This is a genomic window from Streptomyces sp. NPDC001549 (assembly GCF_042894025.1).
In the GTDB taxonomy this organism is placed as follows: domain Bacteria; phylum Actinomycetota; class Actinomycetes; order Streptomycetales; family Streptomycetaceae; genus Streptomyces; species Streptomyces kutzneri.
The window spans coordinates 23,782-46,774 of record NZ_JBIAVJ010000012.1 but is presented as its reverse complement, the minus strand read 5'-3'; the positions used below and the strand labels follow the sequence as shown (position 1 = coordinate 46,774).

Genomic DNA, 22,993 nt, shown 5'->3' with positions numbered 1-22,993 from the left:
GGAACATGACGCGATCACGGGCCTCGAGCCACCAGCCTGATGCCCACCTGGCCGCATCTTGAAGACGAAAGTTTCAACTTGTGAGTGACACAACCCACGACGGCGCCCTCGCCACGAGCAGGCCGCTGTCCGACGACGCGGGGCTGAGCCCCGCGGAGCTCGCCAGGAAGTACGGCCTCTCGGTCAGCGGCGCCCGGCCCCGTCTGGGCGAGTACGTGCGGCAGCTCTGGGGCCGGCGCCACTTCATCATGGCCTTCTCCAGGGCCAAGCTGGTCGCGCAGTACAGCCAGGCGAAGCTCGGTCAGGTCTGGCAGGTGGCGACCCCGCTGCTGAACGCGGTCGTCTACTGGCTGATCTTCGGCTTGATCCTCAAAGCGGGCAAGGAGATGCCGAAGGACGTCTACATCCCGTTCCTGGTGATGGGCATCTTCGTCTTCACCTTCACCCAGAGCTCGCTGATGGCGGGCGTCCGGGCGATCTCCGGGAACCTCGGCCTGGTGCGGGCGCTGCACTTCCCGCGCGCCTCCCTGCCGGTGTCCTTCTCGCTCCAGCAGCTCCAGCAGCTGCTGTACTCGATGATCGTCGTCTTCGTCATCGCCGTCTGCTTCGGCAACTACCCGCAGCTCTCCTGGCTGCTGGTGATCCCGACCCTGGCGCTCCAGTTCGTCTTCAACACCGGCCTCGCCATGATCTTCGCGCGGGCGGGTTCCAAGACCCCCGACCTGGCACAGCTGATGCCGTTCGTGATGCGTACCTGGATGTACGCCTCCGGCGTCATGTTCCCGATCGGGATCTACCTCAAGGACCAGCCGCAGTGGATCAGCGACCTGCTGCTGTGGAACCCGGTCGCGATCTACATGGACCTCATCCGGTTCGCGCTGATCGACGACTACACCGCCGCCAACCTGCCTCCGCACGTGTGGGCCTTCGCCGTGGGCTGGGCCGTGGTGATCGGCATCGGTGGCTTCGTGTACTTCTGGAAGTCTGAGGAGCGTTACGGCCGTGGCTGACAACACCCAGGGACGCATCCCCACCGTGATCGCGGACGGCGTCCACATCGTCTACCGGGTCAACACCGGCAGCGCCGGCAAGGGCGCGGCCACCGCCGCGCTCAGCAAGATAATCCGCCGGAAGAAGGGCGACTCCCCGGGCGTCCGACGGGTCCACGCCGTGCGCGGCGTCTCCTTCACCGCCTACCGCGGCGAGGCGATCGGACTGATCGGCTCCAACGGCTCCGGCAAGTCCACCCTGCTGCGCGCCATCGCGGGCCTGCTGCCCTGCGAGGAGGGCAAGGTCTACACCGACGGCCAGCCCTCGCTGCTGGGTGTCAACGCGGCCCTGATGAACGACCTCACCGGCGAGCGGAACGTCGTTCTCGGCGGTCTCGCGATGGGTATGAGCCGCGAGCAGATCAAGCAGCGATACCAGAGCATCGTCGACTTCTCGGGCATCAACGAGAAGGGCGACTTCATCTCTCTGCCGATGCGTACCTATTCCTCCGGTATGGCCGCGCGTCTGCGCTTCTCCATCGCGGCGGCCAAGGACCACGACGTTCTGATGATCGACGAAGCCCTGGCCACCGGTGACCGCAGCTTCCAGGTGCGTTCGGAGGACCGGATCCGCGAACTGCGGCAGAAGGCCGGCACGGTCTTCCTGGTGAGCCACAACAACAAGTCCATCCGCGACACCTGTGACCGGGTGCTGTGGCTGGAGAAGGGTGAGCTCCTGATGGACGGGCCCACCGAGGAAGTCGTCTCGGCATACGAGAAGGCCACCAACGGCTGACCTCCGGGTCGCGCGGCGCCCTCTTCCGGCGCTTTTCCGCTTCACCCGAAGGCCCCCGCCGCTCAGCGCGGCGGGGGCCTCAATCGTGTTCTTGCATTTCGCGGCGACATTCGGTGGCGGAGTGAATACCCGAGAGGGCTCCGCGACGTTCTACAGCGTAAGCTGAGGCGGTCCTCAATCGCGGCAAGAGGGGACGATTCCCCGCAGGTGAAGGGCCTTGGGGCAGCCCGGGGAATCCCCCGGCGGCGTGTCCGAAATAGGATGTAATGGGTCGGCAGTGTAGAACGGGAGATGTGACGGCAATGGCTACGGGAATTCTCCGGCCCCCAGGCACGACGGCCGTCCCCGCCCCGGGCGGCGGGCGGTGAACCCGGGGCACGGCATCCGACCCCTGGCCGACACGGTCCACGTGAGCGCCACCCTCGACAAGGCGGCGGCGGAGAACTTCCCCGTCGCCCCCGTCTTCCTGCCCCGCGCCTGGCGCGACGGGCTGACGGCCGTCTACGGGTACGCCCGCCTCGTCGACGACATCGGCGACGGCGACCTCGCCCCCGGCGGACACGACGCCGTACTCCTCGGTCTCGACCCCGCCGTGGTCGACGACCGGCTCGCCATGCTCGACGCCCTCGAGGCCGACCTGCACCGCGTCTTCAACGGTTCCGCCGCCCCCGCAGGCCCGCCGCGGCACCCGCTGCTGCAGGCCCTGCAGCCCGTCGTCCGCGCCCACGGCCTGACCCCCGAGCCGTTCCTCGGGCTGATCGAGGCCAACCGCCAGGACCAGCGGGTCGCGCGCTACGAGACGTACGCCGACCTGGTCGGCTACTGCGAGCTGTCCGCGAACCCGGTCGGCCGCCTCGTGCTCTCCCTCACCGGCACCAGCACCCCCGAACGGATCCGCCGCTCCGACGCCGTCTGCACCGCCCTGCAGATCGTCGAACACATCCAGGACGTCGCCGAGGACCTCGGCCGCGACCGGATCTACCTGCCCGCCGAGGACCTGCGCCGCTTCCACGTGACCGAGGCGGAGCTCGCGGCCCCGTCCGCCGGCGCGTCCGTACGCTCCCTGGTCGCATTCGAAACCGAGCGCGCACGCGAGCTGCTGGACGAAGGCACACCGCTCGTGGGCAGCGTGCACGGCAGACTCCGGCTGCTGCTCGCGGGCTTCGTGGGAGGGGGGCGTGCGGCTCTGCGAGCCGTCACCGCCGCCGGGTTCGACGTACTCCCCGGCCCGCCCAAGCCCACCAAGAGCGGCCTGCTCCGCGAGGTGGCCACCGTCCTGCGCACAGCGCCGAGAAAGGGGTGAGCCCGACCGTGGAGGGCCCCACGCACGTGTCCGCACCGGTCCAGGCCGCCTACAGCTACTGCGAGGCCGTCACCGGTTCACAGGCACGCAACTTCGCCTACGGCATCCGGCTGCTGCCGAACGACAAGCGGCAGGCGATGTCCGCGCTGTACGCCTTCTCGCGGCGGGTCGACGACATCGGCGACGGCACGCTGGCGCCCGAGGCCAAGTTCGCCCGGCTGGAGGAGACCCGCGCCCTGCTCGGGCGGATCCGCGCCGAGGAGGTCGAGGAGGACGACACCGACCCGGTCGCCGTCGCCCTCACGCACGCCGCGCGCCGCTTCCCGATCCCGCTCGGCGGCCTCGACGAGCTCATCGACGGGGTCCTGATGGACGTCCGCGGCGAGACGTACGAGACCTGGGACGACCTCAAGACCTACTGCCGCTGCGTGGCCGGGGCCATCGGGCGGCTCTCGCTCGGCGTGTTCGGCACCGTGAACGGCTCCGGCCTCGGAGCGGCCGACGCCGCGCGCGCCGGGGAGTACGCCGACACCCTCGGCCTCGCCCTGCAGCTCACCAACATCCTCCGGGACGTCCGCGAGGACGCCGGCAACGGGCGCACCTACCTGCCCGCCGAGGACCTCGCCAAGTTCGGCTGCTCGGAAGGCTTCCACAGCGACCGGATGCCGGCCGGCTCCGACTTCGCCGGGCTCGTCCACCACGAAGTCCGGCGCGCCCGCGCCCTGTTCGCCGAGGGCTACCGGCTGCTGCCGATGCTCGACCGGCGCAGCGGTGCCTGCGTGGCCGCCATGGCCGGCATCTACCGGCGCCTGCTGGACCGCATCGAGCGGGAGCCGGAGGCGGTGCTGCGGGGCCGTGTGTCGCTGCCGCCGCACGAGAAGGCGTACGTCGCCGTGCGCGGCCTGTCCGGACTCGACGCGCGGACCGTCACCCGCCAGAACACCCGGAGGCGAGCCTGATGACCGCGATCACCCCGCGTCCGGAGGCGGCAGCCGGTCCCGCCGCCGCCGCGGCGCGTACACACCTGCGCCTGCGCCCGTCGGGCCGTCCCGGCAGGGACGGCGCCCGGGCAACCGCCCCGGCGGCGGGTGCGTCTCTTCCGGCGGACCGCGGCCACGCAGGCCGGGCCGCCGCGCGCCGGGCGGCCCCGCCCGCTCAGGACCGACCGGCCGGCCCGGAGGGCCACCGCACCACGGGGGAGGGCGCATGACCGGCTTCGAACAGCACGCCGTCGTCGTGGGCGGCGGACTCGCAGGGGTCACCACGGCCCTCGAACTCGCCGACGCCGGGCTCCGCGTCACCCTGCTGGAGGGCCGCCCCCGGCTCGGCGGGCTCGCCTTCTCCTTCAAGCGCGGCGACCTAGAGGTCGACAACGGCCAGCACGTCTACCTGCGTTGCTGCACCGGCTACCGGTGGTTCCTCGACCGCATCGACGGCGCCGCCCTCGCGCCCCTCCAGGACCGGCTCGACGTACCCGTCCTGGACGTCGCCCATCCCGGCGGACCGCGCCTGGGCCGGCTGCGCCGCAGCGCCCTGCCCGTCCCCCTGCACCTGGCCGGATCGCTCGCCCGCTACCGGCACCTCTCCCTCGCCGAACGCCTGAGCGTCGGCCGCGCCGCCCTCGCGCTGCGCCGCCTGGACCCGACCGACCCGGCGCTGGACGGCCTGGACTTCGCTACCTGGCTCGGCCGCTACGGGCAGTCCGCCCGCACGATCGAGGCCCTGTGGGACCTGGTCGGCATCGCCACCCTGAACGCCACCGCCGAGCAGTCCTCGCTGGGCCTGGCCGCCATGGTCTTCAAGACCGGCCTGCTCTCCGAGAACGGCGCCGCCGACATCGGCTGGGCCCGGGTACCGCTGGGCGAACTGCACGACACCCTCGCCCGCAAGGCGCTCGACGCGGCCGGCGTACGGACCGAGCTGCGCACCCGCGTCACGGACATCTCCCGTATGCCCGAGGGGGCGTGGCGGATCGACACCGAGGACGAGTCCCTGGAGGCGGGCACCGTCGTCCTCGCCGTCCCGCAGCGCGAGGCGCACGGACTGCTGCCCGCCGGCGCCCTCCCCGACCCCGACAAGCTCCTGGACATCGGCACCGCGCCCATCCTCAACGTCCACGTGGTCTACGACCGCAAGGTGCTCAAGCAGCCCTTCTTCGCCGCCCTCGGCTCCCCGGTGCAGTGGGTCTTCGACCGCACCGAATCCTCCGGCCTCACCGACGGCGGCCAGTACCTGGCCCTGTCCCAGTCCGTCGCCCAGGACGACATCGACGAGCCCGTCTCGGTCCTGCGCGCCAAGTACCTGCCCGAGCTGGAGCGGCTGCTGCCCGCCGCGAGCGGCGCCAAGGTCCGGGACTTCTTCGTCACCCGGGAGCGGACGGCCACCTTCGCCCCCACCCCCGGCGTCGGCCGGCTGCGCCCCGGGGCGCACACCGACACGCCGGGGCTCTACCTCGCCGGTGCGTGGACTGCCACGGGCTGGCCCGCGACCATGGAGAGCGCCGTCCGGAGCGGACTGAGCGCGGCCCACGCCGCACTCGCCGCGCTCGGCCGCCACCGCGAACACCCTCTGCAGGAGGCGGCATGACGAGCACCATCAGCAGCACCGGCACCACCAGCACCGCAAGTACAGGAACAAGAGGAGAGCCAGTGAACCCGGGGAACCCGGCTGTCGAGAACACGGATGCCAGTGCGGGCACAGCCGGAGGGGGCGTGGAGAAGGCGGACACGATCGCGCTCCTGGAACGCGGCCGTACGCTCTCGACCCCCGCGCTCCGCGCCGCCGTCGACCGGCTCGCGGCGCCCATGGACACCGTCGCCGCCTACCACTTCGGCTGGATCGACGCCCAGGGCAACGTGGCGGACGGCGACGGCGGCAAGGCCGTGCGTCCCGCGCTCGCACTGCTCTCCGCCGAGGCGGCGGGCGCCGCGGCCGAGGTCGGCATCCCGGGCGCCGTCGCGGTCGAGCTCGTGCACAACTTCTCGCTGCTGCACGACGACCTGATGGACGGCGACGAGCAGCGCCGCCACCGCGACACGGTGTGGAAGGTGCACGGACCGGCCCTCGCGATCCTGGTCGGCGACGCCCTGTTCGCCCTCGCCAACGAGGTGCTGCTGGAGCTCGGCACCGTGGAGGCGGGCCGTGCGACCCGCCGGCTGACCACCGCCAGCCGCAAGCTCATCGACGGCCAGGCGCAGGACATCTCCTACGAGCACCGCGAGCGCGTCAGCGTCGAGGAGTGCCTGGAGATGGAGGGCAACAAGACCGGTGCGCTCCTCGCCTGCGCGGTCTCCATCGGCGCGGTGCTCGGCGGCGCGGACGACCGTACCGCCGACAAGCTGGAGGAGTACGGCTACCACCTGGGCCTCGCCTTCCAGGCCGTCGACGACCTGCTCGGCATCTGGGGCGACCCGGAGGCGACCGGCAAGCAGACCTGGAGCGACCTGCGCCAGCGCAAGAAGTCCCTGCCGGTGGTCGCCGCCCTCGCCGCCGGCGGGGAGGCCTCCGAGCAGCTCGCCGAACTGCTCGCCGCCGACGCCAAGAGCAGCGACTTCGAGAACTTCTCGGAGGAGGAGTTCGCGGCCCGCGCGGCCCTCATCGAGGCGGCCGGCGGCCGCCGGTGGACCGCCGACGAGGCGCGCCGCCAGCACGCCGTCGCGATCCGGGCCCTGGACGACGTCGACATGCCGCAGCGCGTGCGCGACCAGCTCGTGGCCCTCGCGGACTTCGTCGTCGTGCGCAAGAGGTGATCGCCACCCGACAGCGGATATGAATCGCGAGTCGCCGGCCGGCGCCGCCACCTGAGCGTGGCGCGCACCGGCCGACGGCAGACCCCAGCACAGCAGAGGACACTGTTCTAAGGGGAAGCCATGACAGCGACGACCGACGGCAGCGCCGAGAGCGCCGGCGCCGGCAGCGAATCCACCCCGGGCGCCCAGGGCCTCCCGGCAGGTCCCGGCGTGGGGCGCGCCCGTGGCCCGGCCGCGGAACCGGGGCCGCCTGCCCCGTCCCGTGCGGGCCGGGCAGGCCCGCGGGCCGAGTACGGACCGCCGGGCACGCCCGGCGCGCAGGGCGCCCGTTCCGCCCCACCGGCGGCCGAACCGGGGCAGCTGGCCCCGCCCGCCGGCCGACAGGGCGTGGCCACGATGCCGCCGGCGGCAAAGCCGGGCGGCCCGCCCGCGCCGAACACCGGCCGGGGCGGCGGCCGTGCCCTCACGGCGGACCCGTCCGCCGGCCCGGGGCCCGACCGGCCGGGCCGGACCACGGCGGCCGCCGACCTGCCCCGCCCGCCGGACGGCACCCGGCCGGGGGTGTACGAGGCCGCCGCGCGCGCCACCAGGAACCTGCTGGACCGCCAGGACCCCGAGGGCTGGTGGAAGGGCGACCTGGAGACCAACGTCACCATGGACGCGGAGGACCTGCTGCTGCGGCAGTTCCTCGGGATCCGGGACGAGGCCACCACCCGGGCCGCCGCCCTCTTCATCCGCGGCGAACAGCGGGAGGACGGCACCTGGGCCACCTTCCACGGCGGACCGCCCGAACTGTCCGCCACCATCGAGGCCTACGTCGCGCTGCGCCTCGCCGGGGACGCGCCGGACGCCCCGCACATGACCCGCGCCTCGGCCTGGATCCGGGCCCACGGCGGGATCGCCGCCGCCCGCGTCTTCACCCGGATCTGGCTGGCCCTCTTCGGCTGGTGGAACTGGGAACACCTGCCCGAACTCCCGCCCGAGCTGGTCTTCCTGCCGCCCTGGGTGCCCCTGAACATCTACGACTTCGGCTGCTGGGCCCGCCAGACCATCGTCCCGCTCACCGTGGTCTCCGCCCTGCGCCCGGTCCGCCCGGCCCCCTTCGCCCTCGACGAGCTGCACGCCGACGCGCGCACGCCCAACCCCGCCAGGAGACTCGCCCCGCTGACCAGCTGGGACGGCGCCTTCCAGCGGATGGACAGGGCCCTGCACGTCTACCGGCGGTTCGCCCCGCGCCGGCTGCGCAAGGCGGCGATGGCCACCGCCGGCCGCTGGATCGTCGAACGCCAGGAGAACGACGGCTGCTGGGGCGGGATCCAGCCACCCGCCGTGTACTCGGTCATCGCCCTGCACCTGCTCGGCTACGACCTCGGGCATCCGGTGATGCGCGCCGGACTGGAGTCCCTGGAGCGGTTCGCGGTGTGGCGGGCGGACGGCGCCCGGATGATCGAGGCCTGTCAGTCCCCGGTGTGGGACACCTGCCTCGCCGCGATCGCCCTGGCCGACGCGGGCCTGCGCCCCGACCATCCCGCGCTGGTCAAGGCGGCCGACTGGATGCTCGGCGAGGAGATCGTCCGCACGGGCGACTGGGCCGTGCGCCGGCCCGGGCTCGCCCCCGGCGGCTGGGCGTTCGAGTTCCACAACGACACCTACCCCGACATCGACGACACCGCCGAGGTGGTGCTCGCCCTGCGCCGGATCAAGCACCCGGACCCGGCCCGGGTCGAGGCGGCCATCGCCCGCGGGGTGTCCTGGAACCTCGGCATGCAGTCGAGGAACGGGGCGTGGGGCGCCTTCGACGCCGACAACACCAGCCCCCTTCCGAACAAGCTGCCCTTCTGTGACTTCGGCGAGGTCATCGACCCGCCCTCGGCCGACGTCACCGCCCACGTGGTGGAGATGCTCGCCTTCGAGGGCCGCGCGGGAGACGCCCGGACCCGGCGCGGGATCGCCTGGCTGCTGGCCGAACAGGAGCCGGGCGGCGGCTGGTTCGGCCGCTGGGGCACCAACTACGTCTACGGCACCGGCTCGGTGGTCCCGGCCCTCACCGCCGCCGGGATCTCCCCGGGGCATCCCGCGATCCGGCGGGCCGTGCGCTGGCTGGAATCCGTACAGAACGAGGACGGCGGGTGGGGCGAGGACCAGCGCTCCTACCAGGACCCCTCCTGGGCCGGGAAGGGCGCCTCCACCGCCTCGCAGACCGCCTGGGCGCTCATGGCCCTGCTGTCGGCCGGCGAGCGCGAGGGCAAGGCCGTGGAGCGGGGCATCGCCCACCTGGTGGAGACCCAGAAGGAGGACGGCACCTGGGACGAGCCGTACTTCACCGGCACCGGCTTCCCCTGGGACTTCTCCATCAACTACCACCTGTACCGGCAGGTGTTCCCGCTCACCGCGCTCGGCCGCTACCTGTACGGGGAACCGTTCGCCCCGGCCGGAGCGCACCCTGCAGCGGCCGGGGAGGCGTGATGTCCGCCGCCGGCGGGGACCGGGCCCGCAGGCCCGGCCCGCTGCTGGTGGCCTGTGCGCTGCGCATCGAGCAGGCGGCGCTGCGCAGCACCTGCCGCGGCCCGGGACGCGGACCGGCCGGCGGGCACGTCCTGCTGCGCACCGGGATGGGCCCGCGCGCGGCCGAGCGGGCCGTCGGCCGGGCACTGGACCGGCCGGGAATGGACCTCGCCGCCGTCCTCGCCACGGGGTTCTGCGCCGGGCTGGTCCCCGGCATGCACCCCGGGGACCTGGTCGTCGCCGAGGAGACCCGGGACCCGCAGGGAACCGTCACCTGCACCGGCAGCGCCCTGCTCGCCGAGGCACTGACCCGGGCCGCGCCGGGCCGGACCGTGCACACCGGCGCGCTGACCGGATCCGACCACGTCGTCCGCGGCCAGGAGCGCGCGCAGCTGCGCGCCACCGGCGCCATCGCGGTCGACATGGAGTCCGCGGCCACCCTGTGGACCGCCACCCGGGGCGGTGGCCGTCCGGTTGCGGCCGTCCGGGTGATCGTGGACGCTCCGGAGCACGAGCTCGTCCGTATCGGCACGGTTCGCGGGGGAATATCGGCCTTCCGTGTCCTGCGTGCCGTACTGCCCGCGTTTCATGAATGGCACCGTTCGTTGCTGCTCCCCAGGAGGTGAGCCAGATGGCCATGCCGCTGCGCCAGTCCATCAGGGTCGGGACGTATCTTCTCGAACAGAAGCTCCGCAAGCGCGAGAAGTTCCCGCTGATCGTCGAACTGGAACCGCTCTACGCCTGCAACCTGGCCTGCGAGGGGTGCGGGAAGATCCAGCACCCGGCCGGGGTGCTCAAGCAGCGCATGCCGGTCGCCCAGGCGGTCGGCGCCGTGCTGGAGTCCGGTGCGCCCATGGTGTCCATCGCGGGCGGCGAGCCCTTGATGCACCCGCAGATCCACGAGATCGTCCGGCAGTTGGTGGCGAGGCGGAAGTATGTATTCCTCTGCACCAACGCGATGCTGCTGCGCAAGAAGATCGAGAAGTTCACCCCCTCCCCGTATTTCGCCTTCGCCGTGCACATCGACGGTCTGCGCGAACGCCACGACGAGTCGGTGGCCAAGGAAGGCGTCTTCGACGAGGCGGTCGCCGCCATCAAGGAGGCGAAGAAGCGCGGGTTCCGGGTGACCACCAACTCCACCTTCTTCAACACCGACACCCCGCAGACGATCATCGAGGTACTCAACTACCTCAATGACGACCTCCAGGTCGACGAAATGATGATCTCGCCCGCCTATGCCTACGAAAAGGCCCCCGACCAGGAGCACTTCCTGGGCGTCGACCAGACCCGAGAACTCTTCAGGAAGGCCTTCGCAGGCGGCAACCGGCGGCGCTGGCGGCTCAACCACTCACCGCTCTTCCTGGACTTCCTGGAAGGAAAGGTCGATTTCCCCTGCACGGCCTGGGCCATTCCGAATTACTCCCTCTTCGGCTGGCAGCGCCCCTGCTATCTGATGAGCGACGGCTACGTACCGACGTACCGCGAGCTCATCAACGACACCGACTGGGACAAGTACGGCCGCGGAAAGGACCCGCGCTGCGCGAACTGCATGGCGCACTGCGGCTACGAGCCCACCGCCGTCCTCGCCACCATGGGCTCCCTCAAGGAATCCCTGCGCGCGGCCCGGGAGACCATCGCAAGCAACCGGGGCAAGTCGGCATGACCGGGCAGCCACAGGAGGAAGGGGGCGGCCGGGGCAAGGGCTTCGACCTCGGCGCCCTGCTGGCCGAGCGCGGCGCGGAGCGGTACGAGCTGCACGCCCGGCACCTCAACCACCAGCTGCCCCGCATGCTGCACACCATCGGCTTCGACAAGGTCTACGAGCGGGCCGAGGGTGCCCACTTCTGGGACGCGGAGGGCAACGACTACCTGGACATGCTGGCCGGGTTCGGAGTGATGGGCCTGGGCCGGCACCACCCGGTCGTCCGCCGCGCCCTGCACGACGTCCTGGACGCCCAGCTCGCCGACCTGACCCGGTTCGACTGCCAGCCGCTGCCCGGGCTGCTGGCCGAGAAGCTGCTCTCGTACAGCCCGCACCTGGAGCGGGTCTTCTTCGGCAACAGCGGCACCGAGGCGGTGGAGACGGCCCTGAAGTTCGCCCGGTACGCCACCGGGCGCCCCAGGATCCTCTACTGCGACCACGCCTTCCACGGGCTGACCACCGGCTCCCTCTCGGTGAACGGGGAGGGCGGCTTCCGCGACGGCTTCGCACCGCTGCTCCCCGACACGAAGATCGCGCTCGGGGACCTCGCGGCCCTGGAGCGCGAGCTGAAGCGCGGGGACGTGGCCGCCTTCGTCGTGGAGCCGATCCAGGGCAAGGGGGTCCTGGCCGCCCCGCCCGGATTCCTGCTCGCCGCGCAGGAGATGCTGCACCGGCGGGGGGCGCTGCTGATCGCGGACGAGGTGCAGACCGGCCTCGGACGTACCGGCGACTTCTACGCGTACCAGCATGAGCCGGGCGTGGAACCGGACCTGGTGTGCGTGGCGAAGGCGCTGTCGGGCGGATACGTCCCGGTCGGCGCGACCCTGGGCAAGGACTGGATCTTCAAGAAGGTCTACTCGTCCATGGACCGGGTGCTCGTGCACTCCGCGAGCTTCGGTTCCAACGCCCAGGCCATGGCGGCGGGCCTCGCGGTCCTGTCCGTCATGGAGGACGAGGAGGTCGTGGCGAACGCCCGGGCCATGGGCGACCTGCTGCGCGGGCGGCTTGCCGCGCTGGTGGACGAGTACGAGCTGCTGCACGAGGTGCGGGGGCGCGGGCTGATGATCGGCATCGAGTTCGGCCGGCCGTCCTCGCTGGGCCTGCGCAGCCGGTGGACCATGCTGCAGGCGGCCCGCAAGGGGCTCTTCGCGCAGATGGTCGTGGTGCCGCTGCTGCAGAAGCACCGGATCCTCACCCAGGTCTCCGGGGACCACCTGGAGGTGATCAAGCTGATCCCGCCGCTGATCGTGGACGAGGCGGACGTGGACCGGTTCGTCGGGGCCTTCCGTGAGGTCATGGACGAGGCGCACGGCGGGTCCGGGCTGATCTGGGACTTCGGCCGGACCCTGGTGAAGCAGGCCGTCGCCACGCGCTGACGGCCCGCCCGCCCCGTGGGGGACCGGTCCCCGCCCTCCCGCCCCCGTCAGACGAGGAGCCGGTCCCGCAGCCGGTCGAGGGTCTCGGGCGTCAGCCCGAGGCCCTCCGCCAGGTAGCGGTCCACCTCGCCCCAGATCTCGTCGATGGTGTCGAAGGCGGCCACCAAGTACTCGGCGCGGGCGTCGAAGAGCGGCGCGAGCAGCTCCATCACCTCGGGGGAGCGGGCGCCCTCCGACTCGTCGGTGCGGCGCACGCGGTAGCGGCGGTGCGGGGCGTTCGACTCCAGGTAGTCCGCCACGATCGCCTCGCGCTCGACGCCCAGCGCGAGCAGGGTGACGGCGATCGACAGGCCGGCCCGGTCCTTGCCGGCCGCGCAGTGCATCAGCGCGGGGACGCTGTCCTCGGCGAGGGCGTGCACGACCCGGCTGTGCTCGGCCGTGCGCTGCCGGATGATCCCGCGGTACGAGTTCGACATCCGGGCCGCGGCCTTGCCGTCGCCCAGGAGCTCGCGCAGCTGCACGAGGTCGCCGTCGCGGACCAGCCGCCAGAACTCCCGGCCGTCGGCCGGGTCCGAGAGCGGGATGTTGACGTTCCGCACGCCCTGCAGCTCGACGTCCGGACCCTCCAGCGCGTGGTCGGCGACGTTGCGGAAGTCGAAGATGGTGTGGAGGCCGAGCGAGGCGAGGAACTCTGCGTCGCTTTCAGTGGCATGCGCAAGATGTCCGCTTCGGAACAGTCGTCCCGTCCTGACCGTTCGGCCGTCAGAAGTCGGCAATCCGCCCACATCGCGGAAATTGCGCACTCCGGACAGCTCCGGCTCCTGTATCTGCTGGGTCAAAGCAACTCCTTCGCCACGTCGTGGGCCCTCTGTCCGAATTGCACTGCTTGGCGCCAACTTGCCATATCCGGAGGCGAGATCGGGCGCGTCCCCGTGAGCCAGATCATACGGTGACCGTGAGTGCCTGATCGCTAAAGGCGAATGGCCCCGTCGGGGCGGCTGTTGGCGGCGGGAAATGGACGGAGGGTGACGGTAATTCCGTCGGTCCCTCATGCCTGTTATTCCGTCAGGGAATTCACGGCTTGTTCCGTGTGGCCGCAAGGGATTACCTTCGCGATCGATCCGGGTGGACCGCCAAATCCTGCCGCCTCCCGGAAAACGCATCCGACCTATTCGCGCGGCAGGAGCGGGGGAACCAGGCAAGCCGCCGACCCGGAGATCCTTTCGCCGGGACGGCTCGGGGTGAAGTCGTGCGTGTCCCGTACATGTACGGCCGGACATCTCCAGTCCGAACCCGACAGCTCACCTCGCAGGCGCCGGAGAGGAATTTGTCATGCCTGGTAAGGGTAAGCACCGCCGTCCCAAGTCCCTTTCCCTTTCCCGCGGTTTCGCCGTCGCCGGAACCGGTGGCGCGGCCCTCGCGCTGCCGCTGATCGGTGCCGCCGGCGCCCAGGCGGCCGGTGCCCCGGCCGCCGCCCCCGCGGTGACCCCCGCGGTGACCCCCGCGGTGACCCCCGCGGTGGCCCCGCAGGCCCCCGTCGCTCTGCAGGCGGCCCCCGTCGCCGCCGTGCAGGCCGCACCGACCGTCTACACCGTCGTGCCGGGCGACTACCTCTCCAAGATCGCCGCCGAGCGCCACCTGTCCGGCGGCTGGGAGCAGCTGTACGCCGACAACCGCGAGGCCGTCGGCGGCAACCCGTCGCTGATCCACCCGGGCCTGAAGCTGAACCTCGGCGGTCCCGCCGAGCCGGCTCCGGCCGAGGCGGAGGCCGAGGCCGCCCCGGCCCCCGAGGCCGACGCCGAGCCGGCCGCGCCGAAGCCGGTCCGCAAGCAGGCCGAGCAGGCCGCCCCGGCGCAGCGGGAAGCCGCCGCTGAGTCCCAGGCCGAGGCCCCCGCCGCCGCGCCGCAGTCCGCCGGCGGCTTCGTGGCCCCGGTCGGCGGCGGCGTCTCCACCCAGTACAAGGTCGCCGGCAGCATGTGGTCCTCCGGCTACCACACCGGCGTCGACTTCATCGCGAGCTCCGGCACCACCGTCAAGGCCGTCGGCGCGGGCACCGTGGTCTCCGCCGGCTGGAGCGGCTCGTACGGCAATGAGATCGTCATCCGGCACGCGGACGGCAAGTACTCCCAGTACGCCCACCTGTCCCAGCTCTCCGTCTCCTCCGGCCAGAGCGTCACCGCCGGGCAGGCCATCGGCCTCTCCGGCTCCACCGGCAACTCGACCGGTCCCCACCTCCACTTCGAGATCCGTACGACCCCGTCCTACGGCTCGGACATGGACCCGATCGCCTACCTCCGCTCCAAGGGCGCGAGCCTCTGACGGCACCCGCCGCCGGAGCACCGACACGCGTGAGGCCGGGACCCGAGGGGGGTCCCGGCCTCGCGTGTACTTATTCCTTATCCCTCGCGTGGTATAGATCACGGTCCGTCAACCCCTCATTACGTTGGCGTAGGTTGGTTACGGGAGTGAAGGATGGGTTCTCGTGGCAGCGACGACGACGAAACTCAAGACCATCGGCTCGTACGCGGCGATCGGGGACAGCTTCACCGAGGGCGTGGGGGACCCGGGACCCGGGGATTCTTTTCTCGGCTGGGCGGACCGGCTCGCCGTGCTCCTGGCCGATCAGCGCGAAGAGCATGACTTCCGGTATGCGAATCTGGCGGTGCGGGGGAAGCTCCTCGACCAGATCGTGGCCGACCAGCTTCCGAGAGCCAAGGCCCTCGCACCGGACCTGGTGACCTTCTGCGCGGGCGGCAACGACATCATCCGGCCGGGCACCGACCCGGACGACGTGGCGGAGCGGTTCGAGGCGGCCGTGGCCGACCTCACCGGGTCCGTGGGCCAGGTCATGATCACCACGGGCTTCGACACGCGCGGCGTACCGGTGCTCAAGCACCTCCGCGGCAAGGTGGCGACCTACAGCGCGCACGTCCGCGCCATCGCCGACCGCTACGACTGCCCGGTGCTCGACCTCTGGTCGCTGAAGTCCGTACAGGACCGGCGGGCCTGGGACACGGACCGGCTGCACCTCTCGCCCGAGGGACACACGCGGGTCGCGCTGCGCGCCGCGCAGGTGCTCGGGCTGGACGTGCCGGCCGACCCCGACCAGCCGTGGCCCCCGCAGCGGCCGCGCGGCTCGGTGGACGTGACCCGGGACAACATCCAGTGGGCGCGGGACCACCTCGCGCCGTGGATCGGCCGGCGGCTGCGCGGGGAGTCCTCCGGGGACCACGTGGAGGCGAAGCGGCCGGACCTGCTGCCGCTGTAGCGGGAGCGGGAGCCGGAAGCGGAATCCTTCGGGGCCGGTGTGCGTTGGGATGGTCGTAGAGCGACGACCATCCTGACCCCATCCTCCCTGGAGGCGCTTTGACCGGCTCCCGTCCCCTGCGTCCGCGGCTGCGTGCCCTGCGGCCCGAAGCCTTCGGCGCGGACCCGTCCGGTGCCCGGCTGGAGCGGATCCAGCGCTCGCCGAACTTCGCCGACGGCGTCTTCCAGAACCCGGTCGGGGCCCGGAACAGGCCCTCGGGGTCGATGGCCGAGTTCGCCAAGATCTACTTCCACCGGGAGCAGCGGGTGCGGCGCAGCCCCGCCGCGCCGATCCCGGTCCACCCGACGACCCTCGCGGACCTGGCGAAGCCGCCCGCGAGCGGCCTGCGGCTGACCTGGATGGGGCACTCCAGCGTGCTCGCGGAGATCGACGGGCGCCGGGTGCTGTTCGATCCGGTGTGGGGCGAGCGGTGCTCCCCCTTCCCCTTCGCCGGTCCCAAGCGGCTGCACCCCGTACCGGTCCCGCTGGCCTCGCTGGGCACGGTCGACGTCGTGGTCATCTCGCACGACCACTACGACCACCTCGACGTGCCGACGATCAAGGCGCTGGCCGGTACGGACACGGTCTTCGCCGTCCCGCTGGGCGTCGGCGCGCACCTGGAACGCTGGGGCGTACCGGCCGACCGGCTGCGCGAGCTGGACTGGAACGAGAGCACCAAGATCGCCGGCCTCTCGCTCACGGCCACCCCCGCCCGGCACTTCTGCGGCCGCGGCCTGCGCAACCAGCAGCACACCCTGTGGGCGTCCTGGGTCGTCGCGGGCGACGAGCACCGGATCTACCACAGCGGGGACACCGGCTACTTCCCGGGCTTCGAGGAGATCGGCGCCGAGCACGGGCCCTTCGACGCCACGATGATCCAGATCGGTGCCTACTCGGAGTACTGGCCCGACATCCACATGACGCCCGAGGAGGGCATGCGCGCCCACCTCGACCTGCAGGGCGGCACCCCCCACGGGACGATGCTGCCGATCCACTGGGGCACCTTCAACCTGGCCCTGCACCCGTGGGACGAGCCGGGCGAAGGCACGCTGACCGCATCGAAGAACGCGGACGCCGCCATCGCGCTCCCCATTCCGGGACAGCCCTTCGAGCCCGGCTCGGCGGACGCACCCACCGCACCGTGGTGGCGGCCGTTCGTCGCCGGAAAGGCAGCGGGCGGCCCAGTCGACGGCCGCTCGGCCGTGCCGCCGCTCGGGGCGGGCGGAGCGTCGGCGGCAGCTGCCCGGGTGGTGTCGGCGGCTGTCGACGGCCAGGAGAAGTCGGAGTCCGTCGGCTCGTAACGCACGGCACCGGGGCAGGAACGGGCCGTCCCGGCACATCCGGGCGGCCGGCAGCCCACGAAAGGACCCCCCCACGGGACGTACCCCATGGGGGTCCTTCGTGCTCAGAGCCTGCGACGCTCCCGACCGCCCCTTCGGACGCGCCTGATCCAATCCTTGACGGGCTGGACGTAGCCCGCCGTCTGCCGGCCGGCGAGGAACTGGATGAGCGTCGGCATCAGCGCGAACAGGACCGAGGAGACGAGCCTGCCCCGGAGCTGCGCCAGTGCCTCCTTCTTGGCGCGCTCCTCCGAGGCCGCCTCCGCGGCCACAGCCGCCGGATCAGGTGCGGCCGGAGCCGCGGCGGTCGTTCCCGTGGGGGATGGTGCCGGGGTGACACCTTCGCCCGAAGGGGGAACCGAAGTGGTCATTCGTCGTGCTCCAGAGTGCGGACCAACTGCCGACAGCCACAGTTCTACCCCAAGTCGCCGGCAGCGGGAGTCAGTTCCCGTCCGGCGGTCCGCCGGCCGGTGTGACCGGCCGCCGTGGGGCGCCGCCGGGGCGGTCCACAGGGCCCGACCGGCGCATTCGGGCTGCTGTACGAGCGCTCCACCGGGAGCGGGAAGCACCCCCGCGAAGTTCGCCAACTGGCGGTCCGGGGTGCTGCGATGGGGTCTAGCGTGGGTATTCGGTGATCAACACCGGGCCCCGGGAACGCTGGGGGCCGGGCCCCACGTACCGAGGACGCAGATGTCCGGACTCCGCGCCGCCCGCCATGCCCCGTCGAGACACGCCGTCACCGGTCCCGGCCGGCAGATACGCCCCCTGCTGGTGCGTTCCTCCGTACTGCCCACACTCGCCGCCGGGCTCAGCGGCGCGGCCGCGGTGATCTTCACCCTCCAGCTCGGCGGGGGAGCCGGCGACCGCGACGCCCGGCTGTGGCCCGTGCTCACCGGCTGCGCCCTCCTCGTGGTCGGCGCCCTCGCCGCGGCCCTGCTCGGCGCCCAGCGCGCCGCCAAGGCCGTACGCGACCGGTGCGAGGCGCTGCGCCGCTCCAGCGTGCGCGGCCGGGGCGAACTGCGCACGGCCGCCGACCGGCTGGAACGGGGCGAGACCCCGGCCCGCCCGGTGCGCGGCGGGCCGAGTTCGCCGCTGCCCGGCGGGGATCCGGCCGGGGTGGACGAGTTCTGGCTGCTCTCCCAGGAGCTGCGGGGCGCCCGCGAAGAGGCGCACACGACCCTCCTGCGGCTGGCCGGACCGGCCGCCCCGACCGACAGCGAGCGCAAGGTCGAGGTCTTCGTCAACCTCGCGCGCCGGCTTCAGTCCCTCGTGCACCGCGAGATCTCGCTGCTGGACGATCTGGAGGACACGGTCGAGGACCCGGACCTGCTCAAGGAGCTCTTCCACGTCGACCACCTCGCCACCCGCATCCGCCGTCACGCCGAGAACCTCGCCGTACTGGGCGGCGCCGCGTCCCGCCGCCAGTGGACCAGGCCCATCGACCTGAGCGAGGTGCTCCGCTCCTCGGTCGCGGAGGTCGAGCAGTACACCCGGGTCAAGGTCGTGCCCCCGGCCGGCGGCAGTGTCCGCGGGCACGCCGTCGCGGACGTGGTGCACCTGCTGGCCGAACTCGTCGAGAACGCCACGGTCTTCTCCGCCCCCGACACCGATGTGGTGCTGCGCGCCGAGCGGGTCACCGCCGGGATCGCGGTCGAGGTGGAGGACCGGGGACTCGGCATGCCGGCCGAGGAGCAGCACCGGATGAACGCCCTGCTCGGCGACCCCGACCAGATCAGCGTCCGGCACCTGCTGGCGGACGGCCGGATCGGCCTGTTCGTGGTGTCGGCGCTGGCCCGCCGGCACGGGATCGCCGTCGAGCTCAAGTCCAACATCTACGGCGGTGTGCTCGCCGTGCTGGTGCTGCCGCAGGAGCTGCTGGGCGCGGAGGCGCCCACCGCGGCCGACGCGGCGGGCGGCTCGCGGGCCACCTCGTGGGGGACCGGTCACGGGTCGGCGATGCCGCCGCTGGAGCCGGTACGGATGCCCCTGCCGACGCCCCTGCCGGAGGCCTGGCAGGCCCCCGGCGGCCCGGGGGCCACGGCCCCGCACGACCCCGAGCCGCACCCCGCACCTGCACCCGGACCCGCACCCGCGCCCGCCTCCCCGTCCCTCGCCCCGTCCGCCCCCGTGCCCCTGGCGGGCACCGGCACCCGGCCGGGGCCCGGAGCGGCGACCCCGTCGGAACCCGCGCCCCAGCCCGTGCCCCGGCCCCGGACGGAACCCCGGCCCCAGCCCCGCCCCGCGTCCCTGCCGTCGCCCCGGTCCGGGGCGACGGACGGGCCCGGTGCGGTGGCCTGGTCGGCGCCCGCGGCCGATCCCCGGGTCGGGTCCGCGCCGGGTTCGCCGGCCGGAGCGGTGGCCTGGTCGGCGCCCGCACCCGAACCGGCGCCCGCGGCCGATCCCGTATCCGGCGCACCCGGCGAGCCCGCCCCGGGCGACCGGCCACGGCTGCCCCGGCGCCGCGCCCAGGAGCACCTCGCGCCCCAGCTGCGGGAGGCCCCCGCCCCCCGGCGGGCCGCGGACCCCGGGCAGCCGGTGCACGACCCGGGCCTGATGGCCGCCTTCCAACGGGGCTTTGGCCTGGCCCAGTCGGAGAACCAGGTATGACCCCGACCCCTCACCTCATCAGCAAGGAGCTCACCCCCATGGGCGGCGAAGTGGCGACGAAGACCGGCGGCCGGCTCTCTGACCTCGACTGGCTGCTCAGCGGCCTGGTGCAGCGCGTGCCGTACACACGAAGCGCCGTGATCCTCACCGCCGACGGGCTCGTGACCTGCGTGCACGGGCTGGACGCCGACAGCGCCGACCACCTGGCCGCCCTCGCCTCCGGGCTGTACTCCCTGGGCCGCAGCGCGGGCTCCCGCTTCGCGGACGGCGCCGAGGTGCGGCAGGTCGTGGTCGAACTCGACAGCGCGCTCGTCTTCGTCTCCGCGGCCGGATCCGGAACCTGCCTGGCCGTCCTCGCCGACCGGGAGGCCGACGCCGGGGTGCTCGGCTACGAGATGGCGATGCTGGTCAAGAGCGTACGTCCGTACCTCGCGGCCCCGCCGCGGCGGCCCGTCGCCGACGTGGAGCGATGAGGGCCCGCGGGACGGGGGCGTACGCGAAGGGGCGGGACACACCGTGGCTCGACGACTCGGCGGGCCGCGTGATGCGCCCGTACACCGCCAGCGGGGGGCGGACCAGGCCGGGCTTCACGCTCGACCTGCTCTCGCTGGTGAGCGCGACCGGGGTGCGGCCGCACGTCCCGCTCGGGGCGGAGCACACGCTCGCCCTGCGGATGTGCGCGGGCGCCACCACCGTCACCGTCGCCGAGGTGGCCGGGCAGCTGCGGCTGCCCGCCGTCGTGGTGAAGGTGCTGCTGTCCGACCTGATGGAACACGGGGCCGTCCTGGCGCAGGCGCCGCGGTTCCCGGGCGGGGGCTCGTTCGCCGCCGACGACCGGTCCCTGCTCCTGGCGGTGCTCGATGGCCTGCGTAAACGACTGTGACGCCCCCGCTCCCGCCCCGGCCCCGGCCGCCGGAGCCCCGCCCGCGACCTTGAAGATCCTGGTCGCGGGCGGGTTCGGGGCGGGCAAGACCACCTTCGTGGGCGCGGTGAGCGAGATCGAACCGCTGAGCACGGAGGAACTCCTCAGCGGACTCGGCGCGGGCTCCGACCCGCTGCACGGCGTCGAGGAGAAGACCACGACGACCGTCGCGCTCGACTTCGGCCGGATCACCCTGGACGAGCGCCACGTGCTCTACCTCTTCGGCACCCCGGGGCAGCACCGCTTCTGGTTCCTCTGGGAGGAGCTGTGCGCGGGCGCGCTCGGGGCGGTGGTGCTCGCCGACACCCGGCGCCTGGCCGACTGCTTCCCCGCCGTGGACTTCTTCGAGCGGCGCGGGATCGGCTTCATCGTCGCCGTCAACGAGTTCGACGGCGGTCACCGCTACGGGCCCGAAGAGGTCCGCGAGGCGGTGGGGCTCGGGCCCGAGGTGCCCGTCGTTCGGTGCGACGCGCGCCTCGCGAGCTCCGGGACGGGGGCGCTGGCCGCCCTCGTCCGCCACCTGCTCTGCATGTCCACAGCCAGCTCTTCGTCTTCGGAGTCGGGGGAACCGCCATGACGTACTACGAATCGACCGGGCACCTGCTGCTCACGCCGGTGGACCGGGAGGCACCCGCACGTGCCGTCCGGCTGCGCGAGCTGGGCCTGGGGGAGCGTACGGACGCCGAACTGGACGCCTTCGCGCGGCGCGTCGCCGACGTGCTCGGCGCACCGTACGCGGGGGTCAACTTCATCGGCGAGGAACGGCAGTTCTTCGCCGGGCTGCACCACGCTGCCGAGGCCCCGGCGAGCGGATACCCGGCGCGGGTGCTGGCCCGCGACCACGGCTACTGCCCGCACGTGGTGGTGCGGCGGCGGGCACTGGTGCTGGAGGACGTACGGGACTTCGCGCGCTTCGCGGGCAACGCGGTGGTGGACGAGAGCGGGGTGCGGTCGTACGCGGGCGCGCCGCTGACGGACCGGCGCGGGATCGTCCTGGGCACGGTGTGCGCGGTGGACGTGGTGCCCCGGCGGTGGGGGACGGAGGGCCTCGCCACGGTGAAGGCGCTCGCGGCGGAGCTGGTGGCGCTGGTGCACGAGCGGGAGGACCGGCGGGGGTGAGCGGCATGGCCGGTGGCGGGGGCTACGGTCATCGGACAAGGGTTCACCGGTGGCTGGAGAGGAGTCTCGGGGATGGCCACGACCGCGCAGGACGTCCGCCTGATCGCGCTGTCGCTTCCGGACAGCAGCGAGAAGCTCGCATGGGGCATGCCGACCTTCCGGGTGGGCGGGAAGATCTTCGTCTCGCTCGCCGACGACGACACCTCGATCGGGGTGAAGTGCCCCAAGGAGGACCGGGCCGAGCTGATCGCGGCGGAACCCGAGAAGTTCTTCCTGCGGGCGGGCCACGACGACAACTACGCCTGGATCCGGGTCCGGCTCGCGGCCGTGCGGAACGAGGCCGAGCTGCGCTCCATCCTGACCGATTCCTGGCTCCAGGCTGCCCCCAAGCGCCTGATCGCCGCGCATCCGGAGCTGACTGTGGACGCCGGCTGACGGCGGCTGACGCCGGCTGACGGCGGCGACACGGCCGCGCGGACCCGGAGACGGAAAAGGTGCGCGCAACCACCCCACGAAGTGCGGTATCGTTCTCCTGCGCGTTCAACCAGGGGAAACCCCAGGTCAGCGCGCATCGGGACGTGGCGCAGCTTGGTAGCGCACTTGACTGGGGGTCAAGGGGTCGCAGGTTCAAATCCTGTCGTCCCGACTCGTGAGAGTCGTAGATCGAAGGGCCGCTTCGGAGCAATCCGAAGCGGCCCTTCGATCGTTCTCCGACCTTCCCCGGGTGTTCCGGCCGAGGTCAGGGGGTCATGCTCGCGTCGGCCTCCCGGTGCATGCCCGTGCACAGCGCCCAGACCACGAACAGGTTGACGACGACCAGGGTCAGGGCCCACCAGGGGTAGTACGGCACCCACAGGAAGTTGGCGATCGCCGCGAGTCCGGCGACGGCCACTCCGAAGAAGCGCGCCCACAGGGCTCCGGTGAACACGGCGCAGCCGGCGAGGACGAGGGCGATGCCCACGATCAGGTGGACCCAGCCCCAGCCCGTCACGCTGAACTCGAACACGTAGTGCCGCGTCACGACGAACAGGTCGTCCCTGGCGAGGGCCGCGATCCCTTCGAAGATCGCCATGGCGCCCGCGAAGACCATCAGGGCGCCTGCCGCGATCGTCCTGCCCGATGTGGGCGCATGCCAGGCGCTGGGCTGCGGTGCACTGGTCCGGGGTCTGCTGGCGTCACTGGCCATGTCGGTCTCCTCGGTGGCAGAGCCGACCCGGCGCACCGGAATCGGCGTTCCCCCGATTCAGCGTGGCACGATCACCCTCCGTCGGCACTCCG

Annotated in this window: 22 protein-coding genes, 1 tRNA gene and 1 riboswitch; of the genes, 20 read left to right on the top strand and 3 right to left on the bottom strand. The window is 72.6% G+C overall.

Annotated elements, in window-relative coordinates; translation table 11 throughout:
- The first annotated feature begins 80 nt into the window (after window positions 1-80).
- From ACFY04_RS20705 to ACFY04_RS20660, 10 genes are all read left to right on the top strand, one after another.
- The gene (locus ACFY04_RS20705) at window positions 81-1,010 is read left to right on the top strand and encodes an ABC transporter permease (RefSeq protein WP_389118581.1); all 930 of its coding nucleotides are present in this window, start codon (window positions 81-83) and stop codon (window positions 1,008-1,010) included.
- Entirely contained in the window at window positions 1,003-1,785 is a 783-nt protein-coding gene (locus ACFY04_RS20700; RefSeq protein WP_389118579.1) for an ABC transporter ATP-binding protein, read from the top strand. Before ACFY04_RS20705 ends, ACFY04_RS20700 begins: the two co-directional genes overlap by 8 nt.
- A 409-nt stretch (window positions 1,786-2,194) precedes the next feature.
- A complete protein-coding gene (gene hpnC, locus ACFY04_RS20695; protein WP_389118577.1) occupies window positions 2,195-3,088 on the top strand; it encodes a squalene synthase HpnC in 894 nt (297 codons plus the stop codon).
- Complete coding sequence (hpnD, locus tag ACFY04_RS20690; protein WP_389118575.1) at window positions 3,085-4,047, top strand: presqualene diphosphate synthase HpnD; 963 nt, start codon at window positions 3,085-3,087, stop codon at window positions 4,045-4,047. Before hpnC ends, hpnD begins: the two co-directional genes overlap by 4 nt.
- A gap of 247 nt (window positions 4,048-4,294) precedes the next feature.
- Complete coding sequence (hpnE, locus tag ACFY04_RS20685; protein ID WP_389118573.1) at window positions 4,295-5,674, top strand: hydroxysqualene dehydroxylase HpnE; 1,380 nt, start codon at window positions 4,295-4,297, stop codon at window positions 5,672-5,674.
- A complete protein-coding gene (locus ACFY04_RS20680) occupies window positions 5,671-6,837 on the top strand; it encodes a polyprenyl synthetase family protein (protein WP_389118571.1) in 1,167 nt (388 codons plus the stop codon). Before hpnE ends, ACFY04_RS20680 begins: the two co-directional genes overlap by 4 nt.
- Window positions 6,838-6,957: 120 nt before the next feature.
- Window positions 6,958-9,303, top strand: a complete 2,346-nt coding sequence (gene shc, locus ACFY04_RS20675) for a squalene--hopene cyclase (protein ID WP_389118569.1) — start codon at window positions 6,958-6,960, stop codon at window positions 9,301-9,303.
- Complete coding sequence (locus ACFY04_RS20670) at window positions 9,303-9,968, top strand: 1-hydroxy-2-methyl-2-butenyl 4-diphosphate reductase (RefSeq protein WP_389118567.1); 666 nt, start codon at window positions 9,303-9,305, stop codon at window positions 9,966-9,968. Before shc ends, ACFY04_RS20670 begins: the two co-directional genes overlap by 1 nt.
- A 5-nt stretch (window positions 9,969-9,973) precedes the next feature.
- Window positions 9,974-11,005, top strand: coding sequence for an adenosyl-hopene transferase HpnH (gene hpnH, locus ACFY04_RS20665; RefSeq protein ID WP_389118565.1), 1,032 nt, complete (start codon window positions 9,974-9,976; stop codon window positions 11,003-11,005).
- Window positions 11,002-12,420, top strand: a complete 1,419-nt coding sequence (locus ACFY04_RS20660) for an aspartate aminotransferase family protein (protein WP_389118564.1) — start codon at window positions 11,002-11,004, stop codon at window positions 12,418-12,420. The genes hpnH and ACFY04_RS20660 overlap by 4 nt, the downstream gene beginning before the upstream one ends.
- 47 nt (window positions 12,421-12,467) lie before the next feature.
- Here ACFY04_RS20660 and ACFY04_RS20655 read toward each other — a convergent pair whose 3' ends face one another.
- On the bottom strand, window positions 12,468-13,259 hold the full coding sequence (locus ACFY04_RS20655; RefSeq protein WP_389118563.1) for a tyrosine-protein phosphatase: 792 nt from the start codon (window positions 13,257-13,259) through the stop codon (window positions 12,468-12,470).
- A gap of 292 nt (window positions 13,260-13,551) precedes the next feature.
- A riboswitch (cyclic di-AMP (ydaO/yuaA leader) is annotated at window positions 13,552-13,750 on the top strand.
- Window positions 13,751-13,752: 2 nt separating this feature from the next.
- Between ACFY04_RS20655 and ACFY04_RS20650 the strand changes: the two genes are divergently transcribed.
- The 3 genes from ACFY04_RS20650 (at window position 13,753) to ACFY04_RS20640 (ending at window position 17,028) form a co-directional block, all read left to right on the top strand.
- Window positions 13,753-14,739 (top strand): LysM peptidoglycan-binding domain-containing M23 family metallopeptidase, encoded by a 987-nt coding sequence (locus ACFY04_RS20650; RefSeq protein WP_389118562.1) that lies wholly within the window; start codon window positions 13,753-13,755, stop codon window positions 14,737-14,739.
- Window positions 14,740-14,902: 163 nt separating this feature from the next.
- The gene (locus tag ACFY04_RS20645) at window positions 14,903-15,688 is read left to right on the top strand and encodes an SGNH/GDSL hydrolase family protein (RefSeq protein WP_314246523.1); all 786 of its coding nucleotides are present in this window, start codon (window positions 14,903-14,905) and stop codon (window positions 15,686-15,688) included.
- A gap of 98 nt (window positions 15,689-15,786) precedes the next feature.
- Window positions 15,787-17,028: an MBL fold metallo-hydrolase gene (locus tag ACFY04_RS20640; protein WP_389118561.1), complete on the top strand. Its 1,242-nt coding sequence runs from the start codon at window positions 15,787-15,789 to the stop codon at window positions 17,026-17,028.
- Between the two features lie 104 nt (window positions 17,029-17,132).
- On the opposite strand, the gene ACFY04_RS20635 is transcribed toward ACFY04_RS20640, so the two are convergent.
- Window positions 17,133-17,438: a hypothetical protein gene (locus ACFY04_RS20635; RefSeq protein ID WP_389118560.1), complete on the bottom strand. Its 306-nt coding sequence runs from the start codon at window positions 17,436-17,438 to the stop codon at window positions 17,133-17,135.
- 319 nt (window positions 17,439-17,757) lie between these two features.
- On the opposite strand from ACFY04_RS20635, the gene ACFY04_RS20630 reads away from it, so the two are divergent.
- The 7 genes from ACFY04_RS20630 to ACFY04_RS20600 all read left to right on the top strand — a co-directional run bounded on the left by ACFY04_RS20630 (window position 17,758) and on the right by ACFY04_RS20600 (window position 22,361).
- Window positions 17,758-19,674, top strand: a complete 1,917-nt coding sequence (locus tag ACFY04_RS20630) for an ATP-binding protein (RefSeq protein WP_389118559.1) — start codon at window positions 17,758-17,760, stop codon at window positions 19,672-19,674.
- 38 nt (window positions 19,675-19,712) lie between these two features.
- The gene (locus ACFY04_RS20625) at window positions 19,713-20,147 is read left to right on the top strand and encodes a roadblock/LC7 domain-containing protein (RefSeq protein WP_314246967.1); all 435 of its coding nucleotides are present in this window, start codon (window positions 19,713-19,715) and stop codon (window positions 20,145-20,147) included.
- Window positions 20,144-20,557, top strand: coding sequence for a DUF742 domain-containing protein (locus ACFY04_RS20620; RefSeq protein ID WP_389118557.1), 414 nt, complete (start codon window positions 20,144-20,146; stop codon window positions 20,555-20,557). Before ACFY04_RS20625 ends, ACFY04_RS20620 begins: the two co-directional genes overlap by 4 nt.
- Window positions 20,535-21,173 (top strand): ATP/GTP-binding protein, encoded by a 639-nt coding sequence (locus ACFY04_RS20615; protein WP_389118555.1) that lies wholly within the window; start codon window positions 20,535-20,537, stop codon window positions 21,171-21,173. The genes ACFY04_RS20620 and ACFY04_RS20615 overlap by 23 nt, the downstream gene beginning before the upstream one ends.
- Complete coding sequence (locus tag ACFY04_RS20610; protein ID WP_389118553.1) at window positions 21,170-21,715, top strand: GAF domain-containing protein; 546 nt, start codon at window positions 21,170-21,172, stop codon at window positions 21,713-21,715. The genes ACFY04_RS20615 and ACFY04_RS20610 overlap by 4 nt, the downstream gene beginning before the upstream one ends.
- A gap of 72 nt (window positions 21,716-21,787) precedes the next feature.
- Window positions 21,788-22,150, top strand: coding sequence for an MmcQ/YjbR family DNA-binding protein (locus ACFY04_RS20605; RefSeq protein WP_314246537.1), 363 nt, complete (start codon window positions 21,788-21,790; stop codon window positions 22,148-22,150).
- Between the two features lie 137 nt (window positions 22,151-22,287).
- A tRNA-Pro gene (locus ACFY04_RS20600) sits at window positions 22,288-22,361 on the top strand.
- Window positions 22,362-22,454: 93 nt separating this feature from the next.
- Here ACFY04_RS20600 and ACFY04_RS20595 read toward each other — a convergent pair.
- Entirely contained in the window at window positions 22,455-22,901 is a 447-nt protein-coding gene (locus ACFY04_RS20595; protein ID WP_389118552.1) for a hypothetical protein, read from the bottom strand.
- Window positions 22,902-22,993: the final 92 nt, after the last annotated feature.

Excerpts from the sequence above, each read along its gene's own strand:
- ACFY04_RS20610 (WP_389118553.1), top strand. The coding sequence starts at position 21,170 with ATGACGTACTACGAATCGACCGGGCACCTGCTGCTCACGCCGGTGGAC.
- ACFY04_RS20605 (WP_314246537.1), top strand. The coding sequence starts at position 21,788 with ATGGCCACGACCGCGCAGGACGTCCGCCTGATCGCGCTGTCGCTTCCG.
- ACFY04_RS20615 (WP_389118555.1), top strand. The coding sequence starts at position 20,535 with ATGGCCTGCGTAAACGACTGTGACGCCCCCGCTCCCGCCCCGGCCCCG.
- ACFY04_RS20625 (WP_314246967.1), top strand. The coding sequence starts at position 19,713 with ATGGGCGGCGAAGTGGCGACGAAGACCGGCGGCCGGCTCTCTGACCTC.
- shc (WP_389118569.1), top strand. The coding sequence starts at position 6,958 with ATGACAGCGACGACCGACGGCAGCGCCGAGAGCGCCGGCGCCGGCAGC.
- ACFY04_RS20630 (WP_389118559.1), top strand. The coding sequence starts at position 17,758 with ATGTCCGGACTCCGCGCCGCCCGCCATGCCCCGTCGAGACACGCCGTC.
- ACFY04_RS20620 (WP_389118557.1), top strand. The coding sequence starts at position 20,144 with ATGAGGGCCCGCGGGACGGGGGCGTACGCGAAGGGGCGGGACACACCG.
- ACFY04_RS20680 (WP_389118571.1), top strand. The coding sequence starts at position 5,671 with ATGACGAGCACCATCAGCAGCACCGGCACCACCAGCACCGCAAGTACA.
- ACFY04_RS20660 (WP_389118564.1), top strand. The coding sequence starts at position 11,002 with ATGACCGGGCAGCCACAGGAGGAAGGGGGCGGCCGGGGCAAGGGCTTC.
- hpnE (WP_389118573.1), top strand. The coding sequence starts at position 4,295 with ATGACCGGCTTCGAACAGCACGCCGTCGTCGTGGGCGGCGGACTCGCA.
- ACFY04_RS20635 (WP_389118560.1), bottom strand. The coding sequence starts at position 17,438 with ATGACCACTTCGGTTCCCCCTTCGGGCGAAGGTGTCACCCCGGCACCA.
- ACFY04_RS20670 (WP_389118567.1), top strand. The coding sequence starts at position 9,303 with ATGTCCGCCGCCGGCGGGGACCGGGCCCGCAGGCCCGGCCCGCTGCTG.
- hpnH (WP_389118565.1), top strand. The coding sequence starts at position 9,974 with ATGGCCATGCCGCTGCGCCAGTCCATCAGGGTCGGGACGTATCTTCTC.
- ACFY04_RS20595 (WP_389118552.1), bottom strand. The coding sequence starts at position 22,901 with ATGGCCAGTGACGCCAGCAGACCCCGGACCAGTGCACCGCAGCCCAGC.
- ACFY04_RS20650 (WP_389118562.1), top strand. The coding sequence starts at position 13,753 with ATGCCTGGTAAGGGTAAGCACCGCCGTCCCAAGTCCCTTTCCCTTTCC.